Genomic DNA, 16870 nt, shown 5'->3' with positions numbered 1-16870 from the left:
TATGGATTCTGATGAATGATCACGACCACAGCACAGTCGAACGCGACGGAGCGATCCGCCAACGAGCGCCAAGCGTTCTTGGAGGGGCGGTGATGGACGCTGAAAACACGGGGGTGATTGGCTCTTGTCTACCTCTTCTGCGCATCAGGGATGTCAGCGTCCGATTCGGAGGCGTCGTCGCCCTCGACAAGGTCTCCTTCGACGTCGAAGCCGGACAAATTTGCGGGCTCATCGGGCCGAACGGAGCAGGCAAGAGCACGTTATTCAACTGCTTGTCGAGACTGTACGACTGCAACGAGGGAAGCGTCGAAGTCGGCGGCATATCCACACTTTCGAAGCCCAAGCACGAGATCGCGCACATGGGTATAGGTCGCACGTTCCAGAACCTTGCGCTCTTTAAGACCATGTCTGTGCGTGAGAACGTGCTTCTCGGCGTGCATGGCCGGGTGCAACCGCGTTTCTTAGCAAGCGCTTGGCGATTTCGTTCTGAACGCGTTGTCGAAGCGGACCATCAGCGGCGCGCGCAGGAGGTTATCGATAGCCTGGGGCTGGCGGCCGTCGCGGAACGCACGGTGTCGGAGCTGCCCTTTGGCACACAGAAGAGAGTGGAGATGGCGAGGGCCCTCATATCGCGTCCTCGCTTACTTCTGCTTGATGAGCCCGCGTGCGGTCTCAATCACGAGGAAGTCGAGGCGCTGGGGCGGCTCCTGCAAGATGTACGGCAGCGGTTCAAGCTCGCGGTGCTGCTTGTGGAACACCACATGGGCTTGGTGATGTCAATTTCCGACAAGGTGGTCGCGTTGAATTTCGGCCGCAAGATTGCCGAAGGCACGCCGGAAGCGGTACGCGGTGATGGTCGAGTTATCGAGGCCTACCTGGGCAAGTCAGCGGAGCATTCCTATGTTGCTTGACGTGAATCAGCTCGCGGCCAGGTACGGCTCAACAAGCGTGCTCCATGGTGTTGATCTTCAGGTGGATAACGGCGAGATCTGCGCTCTGCTCGGTGCCAATGGAGCGGGCAAAACAACCACCTTGCGTGCCTTGTGCCAGTTGATGGTGAAGACCGAAGGTACGGTGACTTTTGGCGGGCAAAGAATTGATGGCTTTACAACCGAGCGAATCGCAAGGGCAGGAGTGGCTCATGTTCCAGATGGACGAGGAACTTTCCTTGGATTGACCACCGAAGAAAACCTGTTACTTGGAGCAAGTTCCCGAGGCGGGGCGCGGGCCATCGCTTCCGATATCGAGAGAATGTACGGCTACTTTCCGCGCCTTCGCGAGCGCCGTAAGCAGCAGGCCGGCACGCTCTCCGGCGGCGAGCAGCAAATGCTGGCGATTGGGCGGGCGCTAATGGGGCGTCCAAAACTGCTGATGCTAGATGAACCCTCGTTCGGCCTGGCCCCCCTCGTCGTTCAGGACATCTTCAACATCATGCGGCGGATCAACAGGGAGGAGGGCATGGCGATCTTGTTGATCGAACAGAACGCCAACATCGCGCTGGATCTAGCGCACCGCGCTTACCTGATTGAACAAGGCCGCATCGTCATGAGCGGCAAAGCGGACGACCTGCGTAAGAACGAGCGCATTCGTCAAGCCTATCTAGGGGACTGAGAATGGAAGCATTTGGCCAACAGCTTCTTGCTGGGGTAGGCACAGGCAGCATCTATGCGATCGTGGCTCTCGCTCTCGCAGTGATCTATCAGGCGACCCATCACGTGAACTTCGCTCAGGGGGAAATGGCGATGTTCTCGACGTATCTCGCATGGGTATTGCTCCAAGCTGGCGTTCCGTACTGGGCCGCGTTCTTCGTGACTGTCGCAGCTTCCTTCGTCATGGGGGCGGTGTTGGAGTTGGCCGTGATTCGACCTCTTCGTGACGCCCCGGATCTGTCCATGGTGGTGGTATTCATCGGCCTGCTGGTGACCTTCCACGGCATGGCCGGCTGGCTCTTCGGCTATGACAGCCACGACTTCCCCAGTCCGTTTGCCAATCTGCCGTGGGGATTTCCGCAGCTGTTGTCGGCTCATCAGGCCGGCTCGATTGCCTTGACATTCTTCTTAGTCGCCTTGTTATTCGTGTTTTTTTACAGAACGAGCCTCGGATTGAAAATGCGTGCGGTTGCGCAAAATCGCGTTTCCTCTCAGTTGGTCGGCATTTCTGTCGGCAAGATGCTGATGCTAGGGTGGGGCCTCGCCGGAGCGATCGGCGCTGTATCGGGCTTATTGGTCGCGCCGATGGTTTTCCTGGACCCGTCCATGATGATGGGGGCGGTTCTCTATGCATTCGCCGGCGCCTTGTTGGGCGGGATCGGCAATCCCGCTGGCGCCGTTGTCGGAGGATTCCTGGTCGGAATTGCTGAAAACCTGTTGGGGACCTATGTCGTTGGCACCGATCTAAAGCTATCGATAGCCCTGTTGCTAATTGTGGTCGTTCTGATTTTTGCGCCGGACGGCCTGTTTGGCCGCCGTGTCGTCACGAGGGTTTAATCATGAGCAATTTCCTCGATCGTGCATATACCGCACAGCGCGCCGTTGGCGTTCCGTTCCGGCTTTGCTGGGCGGGATTGTTCGTGGTCGCAGCGGGCGTGCTCTTTGTCGGAAACGGGTATCAGCTTTTTCAAGCGACGATGTTGCTGGCGTATGCGGTCTCTCTACTCGGCCTAAACCTGCTTACCGGCTACAACGGGCAAATCTCCCTCGGACATGGCGCATTCTTTGGCATTGGTGCTTACACAGTTGCGATTCTCATGGATCGATTGGGTCTGCCCTACTGGCTAGTGGTACCGCTGGCCGGAATCGTCTCGCTGGTCATTGGTTACGCATTTGCCTGGCCAGCACTCAAGCTCGATGGAATCTACCTGGCGTTAGCCACTTTTGGCCTTGGCGTTGCTACTCCACAGCTTTTGAAGTGCCGCCTACTCGAACAATGGACAGGCGGTGTTCAAGGCATTGCAGTGATCAAGCCAGAGGTGCCACTGGGGTTGCCTTTGTCGCAGGATCAGTGGCTGTTTCTGTATGCGGTTTTAATCTGCGCGATCGTGTTCTGGATGGCCAACAACCTTCTTCGGGGGGCTGCCGGTCGCTCCATGCGTGCGATCCGTGACCATGCACTGGCGGCCGAGGCAACAGGTCTTAACATAGCGAGCCTCAAAACGAAGACCTTTGCCTTGTCCGCTGCTTATACGGGCGTGGGTGGCGCCCTTTCAGCACTGGCCGTGCAGTTCGTGGCGCCCGATTCGTTCTCCATGTTTCTGTCAATCACTCTCCTGGTCGGGATTGTCGTGGGAGGTGTCGGAACGCTGTGGGGCGCCGCTTTCGGCGCGGTCTTCATTATGGTGATACCTGCTTTTTCGGAGAGCGTTTCCAAGTCAGCCCCTTGGGTCGTGTATGGGGTGCTTCTGATTGTTTCAGTCTATGTTCTTCCTGGTGGCATCGCGGCCTTGGGCAATCGCTATCGTCTGATGAGGTCGCACCACTAATGTCCGTGCGCCGAGCCCAAAGAAGACAAAGAGAAAGTGACATGAAGAAGATAAATGCAGCCGGTTTGGCAGCGTCGGCAATCCGCGTCGGATTCGTTCGATCCAATACGTCGCGATGCGGATTGATTCGTTGTGACTGTGAGGGCGGTGCGCGATGATGTCGACGGATAGCACACCACAGAGCGGTCTGCCCGGCGCTCTCTTTGACCTGGCCGGCAGGAAAGTTGTCGTGACCGGTGCTGCATCCGGCTTGGGCCGTATTTTTGCCGAAGCGCTTTCCCAATCTGGCGCAGCGGTGGCTTGGGTCGATCGCGAGGCGGAGGCGCTCGCGGCCTGCGATGCCGTAGGCGTCTGCGATTGCCGCGTTGTCGCTGATCTTGGCGACGAAGCGGGCGTTTCACAGATGGCAGAAAAAGTCCTTGCCTGGTGTGGCGGAAAGCTAGACGTGCTGATCAACAACGCTGGCATCGCAACTCGGCCCGGGCGTTTGCTGGACGTCCAGGCGAAGGACTGGGATCGTGTCTTCGCGATCAACTTGCGCGGCGCCTTCCTGGTTACGCAGGCACTGCTGCCGGCATTGATTCAGAGCGGGCGCGGTTCAGTGGTGAACATCAGTTCTTATCTCGGCACCGTCGGTGTCTACCCAGGCTTCCCAGTCACCGCGATTCCCTATGCGGCATCTAAAGCCGGACTGATTGGCTTCACGCGGCAGCTCGCAATCGAGTATGCGGCCGAGCAAGTGCGGGCGAACGCGATCGCGCCGGGCTGGCATAGTGGCACGCGCCTTGGACGTGAGCGCGACACGACGGGTGGCGCCGCGGCCGTCGCGCAGATGGACGCCTTTGTCGAGAGGGAGGTGCCGCTCGGCTATAGAGGTAGGCCGGCTGATCTGGTGGGCCTTGTCATCTACCTTGCGAGCGATGCCTCGAGCTATGTCACGGGTCAAGTGTTTGCTCATGATGGCGGCATAACCGCCCGCTAACTCAGTGAGGTGAGCCTAACCCGTTCGGCGGCGGTGTCCCGGTCGCCCTCACAGGCCCTGGTCGACAGGGCCTGCAGGTCGCGCGTCAAGCAAACTGCCGATGTTCTGATCCTTCCGCCAACGCGCTTCCGCCCGCCGCCGCGTCGAATGCCTGGCGCGCGGCCTCGACCTCGGAAAACCTGGTGAGCGTCCACTCATGCAGTGCCCGCAATGGCGGCTGCAACGTGCGCCCAAGAGGCGTGATCTGATACTGCACCGCCACCGGAGACAGCGAAACGACTGTCCTCGAGACCAGGCCGTTGCGCTCGAGCCGGCGAAGACTCTGGGTGAGCGCCTTCTGCGTGACGCCTTGGAGGCGCCGCCGGATGGCGTTGAAACGCTGCGGCCCGTCGTCCAGCACGGCCAGCACCATCATCGACCACTTGTCCGCGATCTGGTCGAAGAGTGCGCGGCTGGGACAGTCAGATGAAAAGCATTTCAGTTCGGGAACGGGCATGGTGGTTTCCTTCGATACACCTGGGCGACTTCAGGTGCCTAATTGACGGCAGGTATCAAACATATACCATGATGCCTTTGTTTGCAACGGAGCCTGTTCAATGTCTCACCCCGATACCAGCACCCTGTTTCGTCCCTTCTCAATCCGCTCGCTCAACCTGAAGAACCGGATCGTCATGGCCCCGATGACGCGGCTCTTTGCCCCCGAGGGCGTGCCTGGCGACGCGAACGTCGCCTATTACCGGCGCCGCGCGGAAGGGCGCGTGGGGCTTATTCTGTCCGAAGGGACGGTCATTGACCGTCCTGCATCACGCAACGACGGCGGCATTCCGTTGTTTCATGGCGAGGCCGCGCTAGCCGGTTGGAAAGATGTGATCGATGCCGTCCACGACGCGGGCGGACGTATGGCGCCCCAGATCTGGCACACCGGTTCCACCCGTTACCTCAACAACTGGGAGCCCGATGCGCCGGTCGAGAGCCCATCCGGGCTAGTCGCGCCCGGCGATCCTCGCGGCGTGGCTATGACCGAAGAGGACATCGCGGATACGGTTGCCGCCTTCGCCAACGCGGCAAGAGACGCCAAAGCGCTCGGCTTCGACGCGGCAGAGATCCATGGCGCCCATGGCTATCTGATCGACCAGTTTTTTTGGCCGGGGACCAACCAGCGGACCGATCGCTATGGCGGCCCGACGGTCAGGGAGCGGTCCCGCTTCGCAAGTGAGATTGTCGCTGCCGTGCGCGACGCCGTCGGTCCGGATTTCCCGATCATCATGCGGTTCAGTCAGTGGAAGCAGCAGGATTTGAGCGTGCGCGTCGCCGAGACCCCGGCGATCATGGAGGACTGGCTACTGCCGCTGGTTGAAGCCGGGGTCGATGTCCTGCACTGCTCGCAGCGACGCTTCTGGGAACCCGAGTTTCCTGAGATCGATGGGGAAAACGGGCTAAATTTTGCCGGCTGGGCCAAGAAGGTGACGGGTGCCGCGACGATCAGCGTCGGATCGGTCGGGCTTGAAAAGGATTTCGCCACCTCTTTTGCCGGCGAGGGATCGACCCCTGCGAGCCTGGACCGTCTCGTCGAGCGAATGGAACGCGACGAGTTCGATCTGATCGCCGTTGGCAGGGCCATTCTCAACGACCCAAGCTGGGTCAAAAAGGTTGAACACGGCCAATACGGCGCGCTGAAAGGGTTCGACGCGGCAGCGCTCGCCGAATTGGTCTGACGGTGAGTTCGAGGACGGGAACATTCTTCGAACCCGTCCTCGTCGTTATTCGGACTTCATACTTTCCTATGGATGAAGGAAATGCCCAACCTTTTGGACTACACGGATAAAGTTGTGCTGATCACCGGCGGCGCTACCGGGATCGGACAAGCGACCGCGAAAGCGTTCGCCGGCCAAGGCGCGAAGGTCGTGATCGGAGACGTCAACGAGGGCGCGACGGAAACCGTTGCGCAGATCAAGCGGGCTGGCGGCGAGGCCTTGTTCGTGCGGACCGACGTAAGCGATCCTGCTTCGGTCGAAGCCCTCGTCAAGGCCACGGTCGATACCTACGGCCGCCTCGACTGCGCGTTCAACAACGCCGGCATCCTGCCGACAGCCACCCCCCTCGCCGAAATGTCGGTCGCGGACTTCGACAAGGTCATCTCGATCGACTTGCGCGGCGTGTTTCTCTGCCTGAAGTATCAGATCTCGCACATGCTGACGGCGGGGGGCGGCTCGATCGTCAACACGGCCTCAGTGGCCGGGCTGATCGCAGGCCGGAACACGTCTTCCTACGTCGCCGCCAAGCATGGCGTGATCGGTCTTACAAAGGCAGCCGCGCTCGACTATGCCACTCAGGGCATCCGCGTGAATGCCATCGCTCCTGGCCTGGTCGCCACTGCCATGACCAAGGGTTGGTTGGAAGACGCTGATTTCAGTCGAAGATTGTTGCAGACCATCCCGCTCGCCCGCCCAGCGGAGCCTGAGGAAATGTCTGGCATGGTGCTTTTCCTCAGCTCGTCCCAAGCGTCGTTCATCACGGGGCAGACCTTCACCGTCGATGGCGGGCAAGTCCCCCGCTGATCGCGGTGCCGCCCGTTATCCAGAATCATGGAGCGAGACAACGTGCTTGGAGAGCGGGGAGGCCAGTTGACTTGGGAGCACTGTTCGATCGGCTAGACGTGAATGGGAGTGTGCCCGGTGCGGCCCCGGGCGCTCCTCATCGTCGGCGGCGCAGGTGGCGTCGGCTCAATCGCCGTCCAACTTGCACGCGTCCTGACCGATATCACCGTCATCGCCACCGCCTCGCGGCCCGAGACGATCGAGTGGGTTCGGTCGCTCGGCGCACATCTTGTCGTCGATCATTCGGCATCACCGGCCAGGGGTCGAGGCGCTGTCGCTCAATGCGCCACCGGCTCTCGTGTTCTGCACGACGAACACCTATGCGCACCTCGCCGACATCGTGGAATGGATCGCGCCGCAGCGCCGCTTTGCGTTGTTCGACGCCCCAGCGGTGCTGGACGTCAATCCCCTCATGCCCAAAAGCGTCTCGACGCATCGGAGTTCGTGTTCATGCGGTCGCTGTTCGGAACGGCCGATATCGGCGCGCAGGGGCAGCTTCTCGCTTTCTCCGGCGTCAATCGATCCAGGTCACCACTTCGTCGAGCGGAGCACGTCCCGTCCTGAAATTGTTCGCTGCGTGAGCGGTGTCTTCGTACCCGAAAGAGATGCCTGCCACCACATTTCGATCGTCGGAAATACCCAGATGGGAACGTATGAACTGTGGATACGAGGCCAAGGCTGCTTGCGGCGCAGAGGCTACTCCAAGATCCTGTGCCGCAAGGATGAAGTTCGCCAGGTAGGCGCCGGCGTCGACGGCACCGTACGTGCCGAGACAACGGTGGGTCGTGATGATCGCCACGTGTGGAGCGCCAAAAAAACGGAAGTTCTCCAGCGTTTGACGCGCCGAACCTTCGCGATCGCCCTTTTTGACGCCCACGCTTTCATAGAGCCGCCAGCCGCATTCCCGACGGCGATCTTTCAAGACACCTTCATAGGACTGCGGAAATTCAAAGTCGGGCGCAATCGGTTCGTTTTTCTGAGCGAAGCGGGTGTACGCCTCTCGGAATGTATCGGCGGCGTCACCCGAAACGATGGTCACCTGCCAGGGCTGCACGTTGCCCCACGAAGGTGTTCGTTGCGCGGCCTCCAGAATGGACTCGATGGTGCTGCGCGCGACGGGAATCGGCAGAAAGGCTCTGCAGGTGTGTCGACGAGAAATCAAATCGTTTAGTGTGTTCGGCGGGCGGGTCATGACGCTGAAGAATGGTTGTTTAAAGTAAATCAGAATTTACACGCAAATCTTGGCCGGTGCAACGAAGAAACGGCATCAATGTGATAGGGTTTTCCACGGTAATTCACGATTTACTTTTAAGGATGGATGGTGAGACAATTCGCTGTGGAAGCGGACAAGCTTGCGGCAAACCACCTTTTCGGCTTCGGATGTGCGGCGGGGCTTCGGCCATGAAACCCGGGTTCGCCTGTTCGACTGAATCTTCAGTTTTTACGACCATGGAGCGCCATTTATGATGTCGACGGCAGCGCTGCGCAGAGCGGCGAGCATTTGTCCAAAAGGGCTGGCCATTTCCAGTGGTGACGAACGGCGCACCTGGCCCGAGCTGTTGGGACGAGTCTCAGCGCTGGCTGGCGCCCTGCAATCTGCGGGGCTCGAGCGTGGTGACCGGGTAGCCACGCTGGCGAGGAATTCGCCTCGCTATTTTGAACTCCTGATGGCGATCTGGTGGGCGGGTGGAGTGATTGTTCCCCTCAACACGCGTTTGGCCTTCGAGGAGCTTCGTCACATCGTGGAGCACTCCGATTCCGTGCTGCTGTTCAGTGACGAGTCGTTCGAGGAGTTCGGAGCGCGGATGGCTGAGGTTCTGCCGTCTCTAAAGGAATTCATCCGCTTCGACGACGCGCGGTATGCGGCGATGATCGAGCACCCGCGTGTTGAGGATGCTTGCGGTGACCTCAATTCGCTAGCCGGGATCTGCTACACAGGGGGGACGACCGGACTGCCCAAGGGAGTGGAGTTGACGCACCTGAACTTCAGTTTCGCCGCGATGAGCCTGCATCGCGAACTCGAGTACAACCAGGACACGGTCTATCTCCATTCGACGCCGATGTTCCATTTGGGAGACCTTGCAAATGGGTTGGCTGTGACGCTTGGCGGCGGCACGCACAGCTTCATAGCGCAATTCAAGCCGGAGGTTTTCTATCGGCGCCTGCGCGACGATGGTGTCACGCACGTTCAGCTCGTCCCAACGATGGTTGCGATGGTCCTGGACGGGCCCGAGCGCGATGACGAGCTTCTATCGCGAATTCGCTCGATCCAGTACGGTGCTGCTCCGATATCGCAGGCGTTGCTTGCTCGAATGCTGCAGGCCTTTCCCAATGCGCGGATCAACCAGTTCTATGGAATGACCGAGGCATGCGGAGGCATTTGTAGCTTGCCCCCCGACCGGCATGTCTTGAGCGGCCCCAAGGCGGGAAAGCTGAAATCGGCAGGGCAGGCGTTGCCCGGCTTTGAGATCCGTATTGGGAGCGATCAATCTCGCCCATGCAAACGGGGTGAAGCGGCGGAGATCCTGCTGCGCGGCCCGGCTATCATGCGCGGTTATTGGAAGGCGCCCGAGAAGACCGCCCAGACGCTCGTTGACGGTTGGCTCTATTCCGGTGATGCGGGCTATCTAGACGAGGACGGTTTTCTGTACATCGTCGATCGGATAAAGGACATGATCATCAGTGGTGGCGAGAACATCTATTGCGCCGAAGTCGAGAACGCGTTGGCTTCGCACCCTTCGGTAGACGCCTGCGCAGTCTTGGGTCTGCCCGATGAGCGCTGGGGAGATCGGGTGCATGCCGCGGTTGTTCCGAAACCTGGCGCGAGTTTGAGCATCTCAGAACTGGACGCACATTGCCGGGCGCAGATTGCCGGCTACAAGGTTCCACGCAGCTACGACATCCGCAGCGAGCCGTTACCACTCTCAAGTATCGGCAAAGTTCAAAAGAACCAACTGCGGGAAGCATGGCTTGCCGCTGAAAAGAGCAGAGCCGGTTAGCCGAAAACCGCATCGGACGGAATCTCTCCCACCGAAGTTACTTGTCCTCAGACCTTAGTTGGCTGCGACGTATGACGCATTGCTGATCGACTCCTTCATCTTGAAATAGTAGGACCACCGGGAGTTGAATCCGCCTGCGCCATGACGTCCGCGGCCTTCGCGGCGGCAAAGCCATCGATGTCGCGCGCATGGCGCGCTGCTTGATCGCCTCTCGCTTTGGTCTGCACGCATGGCCGCGACTCTCCCGCGGTGAAGGGGCGGCAGGGTCGGCTAACCAAGCGCCTGTTCAACGAAGCTACCATCACTTCAAATAAGGGTTTCCGATAAATGAATCTAGATTTACTTTGTGTGCGCCATGCATTGTAATACGTTTCATGGGCCACGCTGGACCCATCACTGTGCACGGAAATCGGAGGATTTCAGGGCAGGTGTTTAGGCACCGCGTGGGGAGGGCTGCTCGAAGATATCACCGCGCGCGCGGGCTGCATCGAACGCCCGATGCTCCTGCGGTGCGATCGCAGCGCGCTACTGCTTTGTCAACCTGAATCGGAAGACCCCGGAATGAATGCATCAAATCAACAAAAGTCGCTTGATGTCGTCATCGTCGGGGCCGGCTTCGCCGGCCTCTACCAGTTGCACCGCGCCCGCAAGGCGGGCCTGACTGCCCGCGTGATCGAGGCCGGCGAGGACGTCGGCGGCACCTGGTACTGGAACCGCTACCCCGGCGCGCGGTGCGACGTAGAAAGCCTCGACTACTCATTTTCCTTCGACAAGGAGCTCGAACAGGAATGGACCTGGAGCGAGCGCTACGCGACACAGCCGGAAATTTTGCGTTACATCCGCCACGTCGCCGAGCGATTCGACCTGCGGCGGGACATCCAGTTTCGCACGCGTGTGACGCGGGCAGTATTTGACGAACGGGCAAAGCGATGGACCCTGGAGACAGACGCGGGCGAGTCATTCGACGCGCAGTTCTGTGTTATGGCCACTGGATGCCTTTCGATCGCGCAAGCCCCGAATTTCAAGGGCCTGCACAGCTTCGCCGGCACCTGGTATCACAGCGCCGATTGGCCGAAACAGGGCGTGGATTTCGCTGGCAAGCGGGTAGGGGTGATAGGCACCGGTTCTAGCGGTGTGCAGATGATTCCGTTGATCGCGGAGCAGGCCGACCATTTGACAGTCTTCCAGCGCACCGCCAACTTCAGCGTGCCGGCGCAGAACGAGCCGCTCGACGATGAGGCCGTCCGCCATGCCAAGGCCCACTACCGTGAGCGGCGGGCCCGCGCGAGAGATGCCAACAACGGCCTGTATCTGGAGGCAGTCGACAAATCGGCCCTCGAGGTTTCAGAAGAGGAGCGGCTGCGCGAGTTCGAGTTCCGCTGGCGCGGTGCCGGTGGTGGATTCCGGATGCTCCGCGCATTCAATGACCTGCTGGTCAATGAAAAAGCCAACGAGTATGTCTCCGACTTCGTACGCTCCAAGATCCGTGCGATCGTGCGCGATCCGAAGGTGGCCGAGCTGCTTTGCCCCAAGAAGGAACTGCGCTTCGGCACGAAGCGCCTTTGTGTGGACTCCGGCTACTACGAAACATTCAACCGCCCCAACGTGACGCTGGTCGACGTGAAGGCTGCGCCGATCGAGGAAGTGACCCCGCGTGGGCTGCGCACGAGCGCCCAAGTGTATGAGCTGGACATCCTCGTGTTCGCGACCGGTTTCGACGCCATGACGGGTGCGCTGCGTGCCATCGACATCCGCGGAGTCGGAGGCGTGACGCTGGGGGAAAGGTGGCAGCACGGTCCACGCACCTACCTGGGCGTATCGTGCGCGGGCTTTCCGAACATGTTCATCATCGCGGGGCCCGGCAGCCCATCGGTGCTCAGCAACGTCGTGCACTCCATCGAAGAGCACGTCGATTGGGTCACTCGGCTCATTCAGCACGCGCGTGAGACCAAAAGGGCCAACGTCGCTTGCGACCTCGAGGCGGAGAACGAGTGGGTTCACCATGTCAACGAGGTGGCCGATCGCACCCTCTACCCACGCGGCAATTCGTGGTACGTCGGCGCCAATATCCCCGGCAAGCCTCGAATCTTCATGCCCTACGTGGGCGGGGTACCGGCTTACCGCAAGATTCTGAACGAGGTGGCCGATGCCGGATACCGCGGGTTCGTGCTCTCCTGAAAAACGGATAAAAGGAAGTCCTGAATGAAAACGCTTGTCTTGGGCGGTACTGGCTTCATAGGGATGCATGTCGCGCGCGAGCTTGCCGCGAGGGGCGAAGAGATTGTGATTGCAGGTGCCAGAGCTGAACGCTCGCCTGCGGAACTCGGGGAGTTTTTCGGAGAAGCCCCGCAGCAGGAACGAATTGATTTGACGGTCAGCTATGACGTCTTCGATGCGATTGCCCGTATCAAGCCCGATAAGGTATTCGACGCGTCGGGGTATGCCCCAAAATCGATGTCGCCGGCGCGTGAAGTCCATTTACGAACGGCTTGTGCGCTCAATGTGATCGAAGCCTGTCGAATCATGAATGTCGGACAACTTACGATCACCAGTTCCAGCGACATCTACTGGGGCCTGGACTCAAAATACTATCCGTATAGCGAGGCAGGCCCGATCGCCATCACTGAGCAGAAGGACCATCACTACATTCAGGCCGGCCCCAAGAAGTTGCTCGAGGCGATCGCCGCCATCTTTCAGCGCCAGACGGAACTCGACATCCGAATCGTGAGAATCGACGGCACATACGGGCCGCTCTACAACAAGATGATCAATGTCGTCGCGCGGATGGTTCATGCCGCCGTGCGCGGCGTCGCCATGGATCTGACCTCAGACAAAGGGCGCTTGCCATGCGCGGACATGGCTTGGGACTTCAACTATGTCAAGGACCACGCATACGGCATGGCGCTGGTCCACCAGGCGATTGCCCCGGAGCACAAGGTCTACAACGTGGGCAGTGGCAAAACCACGCGGCTGGATGAATTCGCTGACGCAGTCAACGCGCTGTTCCCAGGCGCGATACCGCCGTTGCCGCTGCACCCTCATGGGCCTTCGAGCGACCAACGCTATTTGGACATAACGCGCGTGCGTGCGCTCGGCTATGAACCACGATGGTCGGTTGCGACCGGGGTTGCTGATTACGTGCAATGGCTGCAATCCCACGACGTCTGATTTTGGTGCTCGAGGGCAGCGCAAGGCAATGAGGCCAGTGGGCCGCTGGCCCACGCGGTGGGGGTCATGGGCGTTGCGGCCGCCGGGAAGTCGGCCCCGCGCATGACGACCTCGCGCGCGCGGGCGGCCGAATTTCTGGACGCCGCCACTTTCGATGGCCTGCGCATCCGGCTTTCCCGACCTAACGACTCCAAGCACCCCACCTGCAAAAGTGAACAATAAATTCTGCGGTGCTCATCCCCCCGTTGCCCCGCCAGTGGTGGCTGGACGCTCTCGGCATGGCCGAAAGGGTCTGTAGGATTTCGATGCCGGAAAAAGTGAATCTGAATTACAATTACGCCTCCCGGGGACCTCAGCGGAAATTCCGGTCCATGCGGCTCAGGCGGTGTTTTGACACCCACTCGGGGGTTGAATCTGGAGGGGGCGGGCGCCTAGGCGTGAACTGGATTCCTTGAGACTGAGTGATGTCGAAAAGCCGTTGAGCAGCGGGAAGCCGCAATTGATGAATGTTCCGGCCAAGTGCCGGCCAGACTAATGGACGATTGTTCTCGTTATGGACGAACTCATCGAGCCGGCGACCCGGCGCACACCGAAAGGCAATACGACGCGAGAAGCGATCAAGCTTGCGGCGAAACGCGCGTTGGCAGCAGATGGGTTTTCGAATGCGAAAATTGCCGACATCATGGCGAGTGCCAACCGCTCGCCGGGTGCATTCTACAAATACTATCCAAGCAAGGAAGCACTGCTACACGAGCTGCTTGACGAATTTCGCACGCGCCTCAAGGCGGAAGTAAACCGCCCCTTGAGCACGCGTGGGGACCCGCTCGAACACCTGAAAGAGCGGTTAGGAGCGTTCTGGAAGATCTATCGCGATGATTGGCCTGTGGCAACTGCAGCATTTCAGATGTCGATGGCGGATCGTGAGTTCGCTCGTGCATGGCATGGTGTGAGGCAACAGGGCATACGAGGCATGTCAAGCGTGATCAAGCTCCTCCAAAAGGAAGGCTATTGCCCCGGGCTCGATAGCGAACTGATTGCTTCGGCACTGTGTTCGATGCTCGAATACACCGGCTACAACTGGACTGCGCGCGCCGGTGACTTTCCAGATCGGCTGATCGATGACGGGGCCGCTATTGAGGTACTGACTCGACTGGTCCTGAACGGTGTGAGAGGAGGCCCCGCTGAGACAACAGCCGCGTCTCCCGCAGACAAGGAACCCGGCCGCGATCCGGTACGGCGTCGTGCAAAATCGGAGCGCAGCTGAGCCGGCGAATCTTGTGCAGTGGTTGAGGCCTCGAGAAGCATGGGGGCCAGGGGCGACGCGCGAAGTCGCGTTCAGCGCATGGATGTTTCGGGGTCCGGCTGCGCCACCCAGTTGGTGATCCTTTGTGCCGTCGGCTCGAGAACTCGCGCACCAAATGTCCGGGCGTGCGCCCAGTCTTCGCGAACTCCACATCTCCGCGTGGAGATCCGTCGCATGAGGCTTTCGATGCTTGCCCGTGCCGACATTTCCCTCATCCAAGAGCAGAGTCCGTCTTTCGTGGCTCAACTCAACCTCGACTGACCCCTATCGTTGCGCTTCGTGTATTGGGACGGGCTGCGGTGTCTAACGGTTCACCCCCGATTCTTCGCGTCTGCGCAGCACAAACTCGCAGTCGTTACTGGAAGCACAGTTCGGGTAAACCAAAAGTGAATTGCAATTTACTTATGGCCACTGATAGGCTCTAATAGCTACCAAAGGGCCGAACTTCCAAACGGCCACTGTGATGACACAGTAGGGTCTCGCTCTTGACCCTTAGCGGCTTGCCGAAGGATGCATGACGTTCTTGCCAAGGAGGGCTAGGAAGTGCGCCGCAAGGGGGGCGGTAACGCCCACGCCAAACAATTGAGGCAATGACGAATTGCGCGGAAGCCGGCACGCGCGAACCGCACTGAACGATAGATGTCGCGCCGGATGGCCATAGACCGCAGGGGGCGTCATCGGCTCGTTCAGAACGAGGCGGAATGTGAATGCGTCGGCATAAAGACAGTGGTTAGTAATACTAAATAAATTGAACGGAGACAGACACGTGAAATCTAAATTGGCTAATCTTCTTGTTGCGTCGTACCTGCTGAGCTTCGCCGGACTGGCGAGTGCCCAGAGCAGCGTGACCCTCTACGGCTTGATCTCGACGGCTATCGCCTATGCGAATAATCAGAAAGGTGGCTCTTCATGGTTCGTGGCGAACGGCCCGATGCAGCCGCCACGCTTCGGACTGAAGGGAACCGAGGACCTCGGCGGTGGGCTGCATGCCATCTTCACGCTGGAGAGCGGCTTCAGCATCACCAATGGATCGCTTTCGCAGGGCGGGCGCATGTTCGGCCGGCAGGCGTTCGTCGGCTTGTCGTCCGATCGTATCGGCACGATCACCGTCGGGCGGCAATACGACCTCGGCGCCGCAACGCTCTGTGCCTATGAGTCGGCGTGCCAGTTCGCCGCCTACGGCACGCATATCGGCGACAACGACAACGTGTTCAACACGTTTCGCGTCAACAACGCTGTCCAGTTCAAGAGCCTCGATTATCGCGGGTTGCAAGTCGCCGCGCTTTACGGCTTTTCGAACAAAGCCGACGGGTTCTCCGACAACAGCAGCTACAGCGCTGGCGTGACATACCGCAACGGCGGTCTGTCGCTTGGCGCGGCCTATAACCAGGTCACAATGCCGAACGATCCGAATAACACCGGCGGGGCTGTTTCGGGCGACTACGGCTTTAGTTCGCCATTCATCACTAATCCTGCGACCGGCGCAGGCGTCGCCAAACAGTGGATGTTCGGCGCAGGCGGGGCCTATAAGTTCGGCGCGGCAAGCGCGTCCGTGCTCTATACGAAGTCGCGCTTCGACTACCTCGATACGTCCAGGGTCGACCTGAACAACTTCGAGGTCTCGCTGGTGGATTATGTGCTACCCGATTTGCTCGCTGGCGCAGCCTACATCTACACATCAGGCAGCTATCACCCGCAACTTGTCGACCCGAAATGGCACCAGGTCAATGTCGGACTCGACTATTTCCTGAGCAAGCGGACCGACCTCTTTCTCGTCGGCATCTACCAGCACGCGGCCGGTGATGCAAAGTTCGCACAGATCTATTCGCTGTCGCCTTCCAGCACGAGAACGCAAGTGTACGGACTGGCGGGAATGCGGACGAAATTCTGAGACGAGGGCCCCCGGCTTGCACCGTGGCGATTGCGCGAGACAGATCGTAGCTCTTCGAGCAGCGCCTTCGCCTCTCGCAAGTCGGTGGAATCGAAGCCTTCCGCGAAAGCGCCACAGAATCTGGCCAGCCGCTGGCGTGCCGCCTCACTCTTGCCTTGTGCTTGCCACAGGCGCGCGAGGCTCAACGTAGCGCGCAGCTCGAGCGACTTCGCGCCCCAACCGATACGCTTCGTTCCGCCATCCCGGGTGTGGATGAGCGTCTGAAAGCCTTCTGCGCGGTTCGCGGAGGCGCGGCAGCCGGACAGGCTCAGGCACGTGGTCCTGACGGCAGCGCCTGGGCATTAACCCGGGAGGGCTTCCAAACTGGTCGATCGCTTGACCGCAGCCGTATGACACTCCGGCCCTCCGATCCTGCGGAGTTACTAAGCCGAAACAAAGTAACCGGACATGGG

Annotated in this window: 14 protein-coding genes; 12 read left to right on the top strand and 2 right to left on the bottom strand. The window is 59.8% G+C overall.

The genetic code is table 11. From position 1 onward, the window contains the following. The first annotated feature begins 92 nt into the window (after positions 1-92). The 5 genes from OKW44_RS11410 to OKW44_RS11390 all read left to right on the top strand — a co-directional run bounded on the left by OKW44_RS11410 (position 93) and on the right by OKW44_RS11390 (position 4460). Positions 93-911 (top strand): ABC transporter ATP-binding protein, encoded by an 819-nt coding sequence (locus tag OKW44_RS11410; protein ID WP_018424275.1) that lies wholly within the window; start codon positions 93-95, stop codon positions 909-911. Continuing rightward, positions 895-1611: an ABC transporter ATP-binding protein gene (locus tag OKW44_RS11405; RefSeq protein WP_026226494.1), complete on the top strand. Its 717-nt coding sequence runs from the start codon at positions 895-897 to the stop codon at positions 1609-1611. The genes OKW44_RS11410 and OKW44_RS11405 overlap by 17 nt, the downstream gene beginning before the upstream one ends. 2 nt (positions 1612-1613) lie before the next feature. After that, entirely contained in the window at positions 1614-2486 is an 873-nt protein-coding gene (locus tag OKW44_RS11400; RefSeq protein ID WP_018424277.1) for a branched-chain amino acid ABC transporter permease, read from the top strand. 2 nt (positions 2487-2488) lie between these two features. Further along, on the top strand, positions 2489-3478 hold the full coding sequence (locus tag OKW44_RS11395) for a branched-chain amino acid ABC transporter permease (RefSeq protein ID WP_018424278.1): 990 nt from the start codon (positions 2489-2491) through the stop codon (positions 3476-3478). 154 nt (positions 3479-3632) lie between these two features. Then, positions 3633-4460, top strand: a complete 828-nt coding sequence (locus OKW44_RS11390) for an SDR family NAD(P)-dependent oxidoreductase (RefSeq protein WP_018424279.1) — start codon at positions 3633-3635, stop codon at positions 4458-4460. Between the two features lie 85 nt (positions 4461-4545). Here OKW44_RS11390 and OKW44_RS11385 read toward each other — a convergent pair whose 3' ends face one another. Further along, positions 4546-4956: a winged helix-turn-helix transcriptional regulator gene (locus OKW44_RS11385; protein ID WP_018424280.1), complete on the bottom strand. Its 411-nt coding sequence runs from the start codon at positions 4954-4956 to the stop codon at positions 4546-4548. Between the two features lie 100 nt (positions 4957-5056). Here OKW44_RS11385 and OKW44_RS11380 point away from each other — a divergent pair, with 100 nt between their 5' ends. Both OKW44_RS11380 and OKW44_RS11375 read left to right on the top strand, forming a co-directional pair. Then, the gene (locus OKW44_RS11380; RefSeq protein WP_018424281.1) at positions 5057-6175 is read left to right on the top strand and encodes an NADH:flavin oxidoreductase; all 1119 of its coding nucleotides are present in this window, start codon (positions 5057-5059) and stop codon (positions 6173-6175) included. Positions 6176-6256: 81 nt separating this feature from the next. Then, positions 6257-7018 (top strand): SDR family NAD(P)-dependent oxidoreductase, encoded by a 762-nt coding sequence (locus tag OKW44_RS11375; RefSeq protein WP_018424282.1) that lies wholly within the window; start codon positions 6257-6259, stop codon positions 7016-7018. Between the two features lie 553 nt (positions 7019-7571). Here the strand turns inward: OKW44_RS11375 and OKW44_RS11370 are convergent. Then, a complete protein-coding gene (locus OKW44_RS11370; RefSeq protein ID WP_026226497.1) occupies positions 7572-8249 on the bottom strand; it encodes a nitroreductase in 678 nt (225 codons plus the stop codon). 271 nt (positions 8250-8520) lie between these two features. Between OKW44_RS11370 and OKW44_RS11365 the strand changes: the two genes are divergently transcribed. From OKW44_RS11365 to OKW44_RS11345, 5 genes are all read left to right on the top strand, one after another. Beyond that, positions 8521-10056: a class I adenylate-forming enzyme family protein gene (locus OKW44_RS11365; protein WP_018424285.1), complete on the top strand. Its 1536-nt coding sequence runs from the start codon at positions 8521-8523 to the stop codon at positions 10054-10056. A gap of 561 nt (positions 10057-10617) precedes the next feature. Beyond that, entirely contained in the window at positions 10618-12234 is a 1617-nt protein-coding gene (locus OKW44_RS11360) for a flavin-containing monooxygenase (protein ID WP_018424286.1), read from the top strand. A 24-nt stretch (positions 12235-12258) separates the two neighbouring features. Continuing rightward, positions 12259-13224, top strand: a complete 966-nt coding sequence (locus tag OKW44_RS11355) for an NAD-dependent epimerase/dehydratase family protein (protein WP_018424287.1) — start codon at positions 12259-12261, stop codon at positions 13222-13224. Positions 13225-13777: 553 nt separating this feature from the next. Next, the gene (locus tag OKW44_RS11350) at positions 13778-14488 is read left to right on the top strand and encodes a TetR/AcrR family transcriptional regulator (RefSeq protein ID WP_018424289.1); all 711 of its coding nucleotides are present in this window, start codon (positions 13778-13780) and stop codon (positions 14486-14488) included. 805 nt (positions 14489-15293) lie between these two features. Continuing rightward, the gene (locus OKW44_RS11345) at positions 15294-16418 is read left to right on the top strand and encodes a porin (protein WP_026226498.1); all 1125 of its coding nucleotides are present in this window, start codon (positions 15294-15296) and stop codon (positions 16416-16418) included. The last annotated feature ends 452 nt before the right edge of the window (positions 16419-16870 follow it).

This window comes from Paraburkholderia lebeckiae (assembly GCF_050436325.1).
GTDB lineage: Bacteria > Pseudomonadota > Gammaproteobacteria > Burkholderiales > Burkholderiaceae > Paraburkholderia > Paraburkholderia tuberum.
The sequence above is the reverse complement of the archived record's forward strand: the minus strand, read 5'-3'. Positions and strand labels throughout refer to the sequence as shown.

What these genes read in the sequence shown, in the direction of transcription:
- OKW44_RS11385 (WP_018424280.1), bottom strand. Translation starts at nt 4,956, where the DNA reads ATGCCCGTTCCCGAACTGAAATGCTTTTCATCTGACTGTCCCAGCCGC.
- OKW44_RS11395 (WP_018424278.1), top strand. Translation starts at nt 2,489, where the DNA reads ATGAGCAATTTCCTCGATCGTGCATATACCGCACAGCGCGCCGTTGGC.
- OKW44_RS11350 (WP_018424289.1), top strand. Translation starts at nt 13,778, where the DNA reads ATGGACGAACTCATCGAGCCGGCGACCCGGCGCACACCGAAAGGCAAT.
- OKW44_RS11375 (WP_018424282.1), top strand. Translation starts at nt 6,257, where the DNA reads ATGCCCAACCTTTTGGACTACACGGATAAAGTTGTGCTGATCACCGGC.
- OKW44_RS11400 (WP_018424277.1), top strand. Translation starts at nt 1,614, where the DNA reads ATGGAAGCATTTGGCCAACAGCTTCTTGCTGGGGTAGGCACAGGCAGC.
- OKW44_RS11380 (WP_018424281.1), top strand. Translation starts at nt 5,057, where the DNA reads ATGTCTCACCCCGATACCAGCACCCTGTTTCGTCCCTTCTCAATCCGC.
- OKW44_RS11370 (WP_026226497.1), bottom strand. Translation starts at nt 8,249, where the DNA reads ATGACCCGCCCGCCGAACACACTAAACGATTTGATTTCTCGTCGACAC.
- OKW44_RS11390 (WP_018424279.1), top strand. Translation starts at nt 3,633, where the DNA reads ATGATGTCGACGGATAGCACACCACAGAGCGGTCTGCCCGGCGCTCTC.
- OKW44_RS11410 (WP_018424275.1), top strand. Translation starts at nt 93, where the DNA reads ATGGACGCTGAAAACACGGGGGTGATTGGCTCTTGTCTACCTCTTCTG.
- OKW44_RS11355 (WP_018424287.1), top strand. Translation starts at nt 12,259, where the DNA reads ATGAAAACGCTTGTCTTGGGCGGTACTGGCTTCATAGGGATGCATGTC.
- OKW44_RS11365 (WP_018424285.1), top strand. Translation starts at nt 8,521, where the DNA reads ATGATGTCGACGGCAGCGCTGCGCAGAGCGGCGAGCATTTGTCCAAAA.
- OKW44_RS11360 (WP_018424286.1), top strand. Translation starts at nt 10,618, where the DNA reads ATGAATGCATCAAATCAACAAAAGTCGCTTGATGTCGTCATCGTCGGG.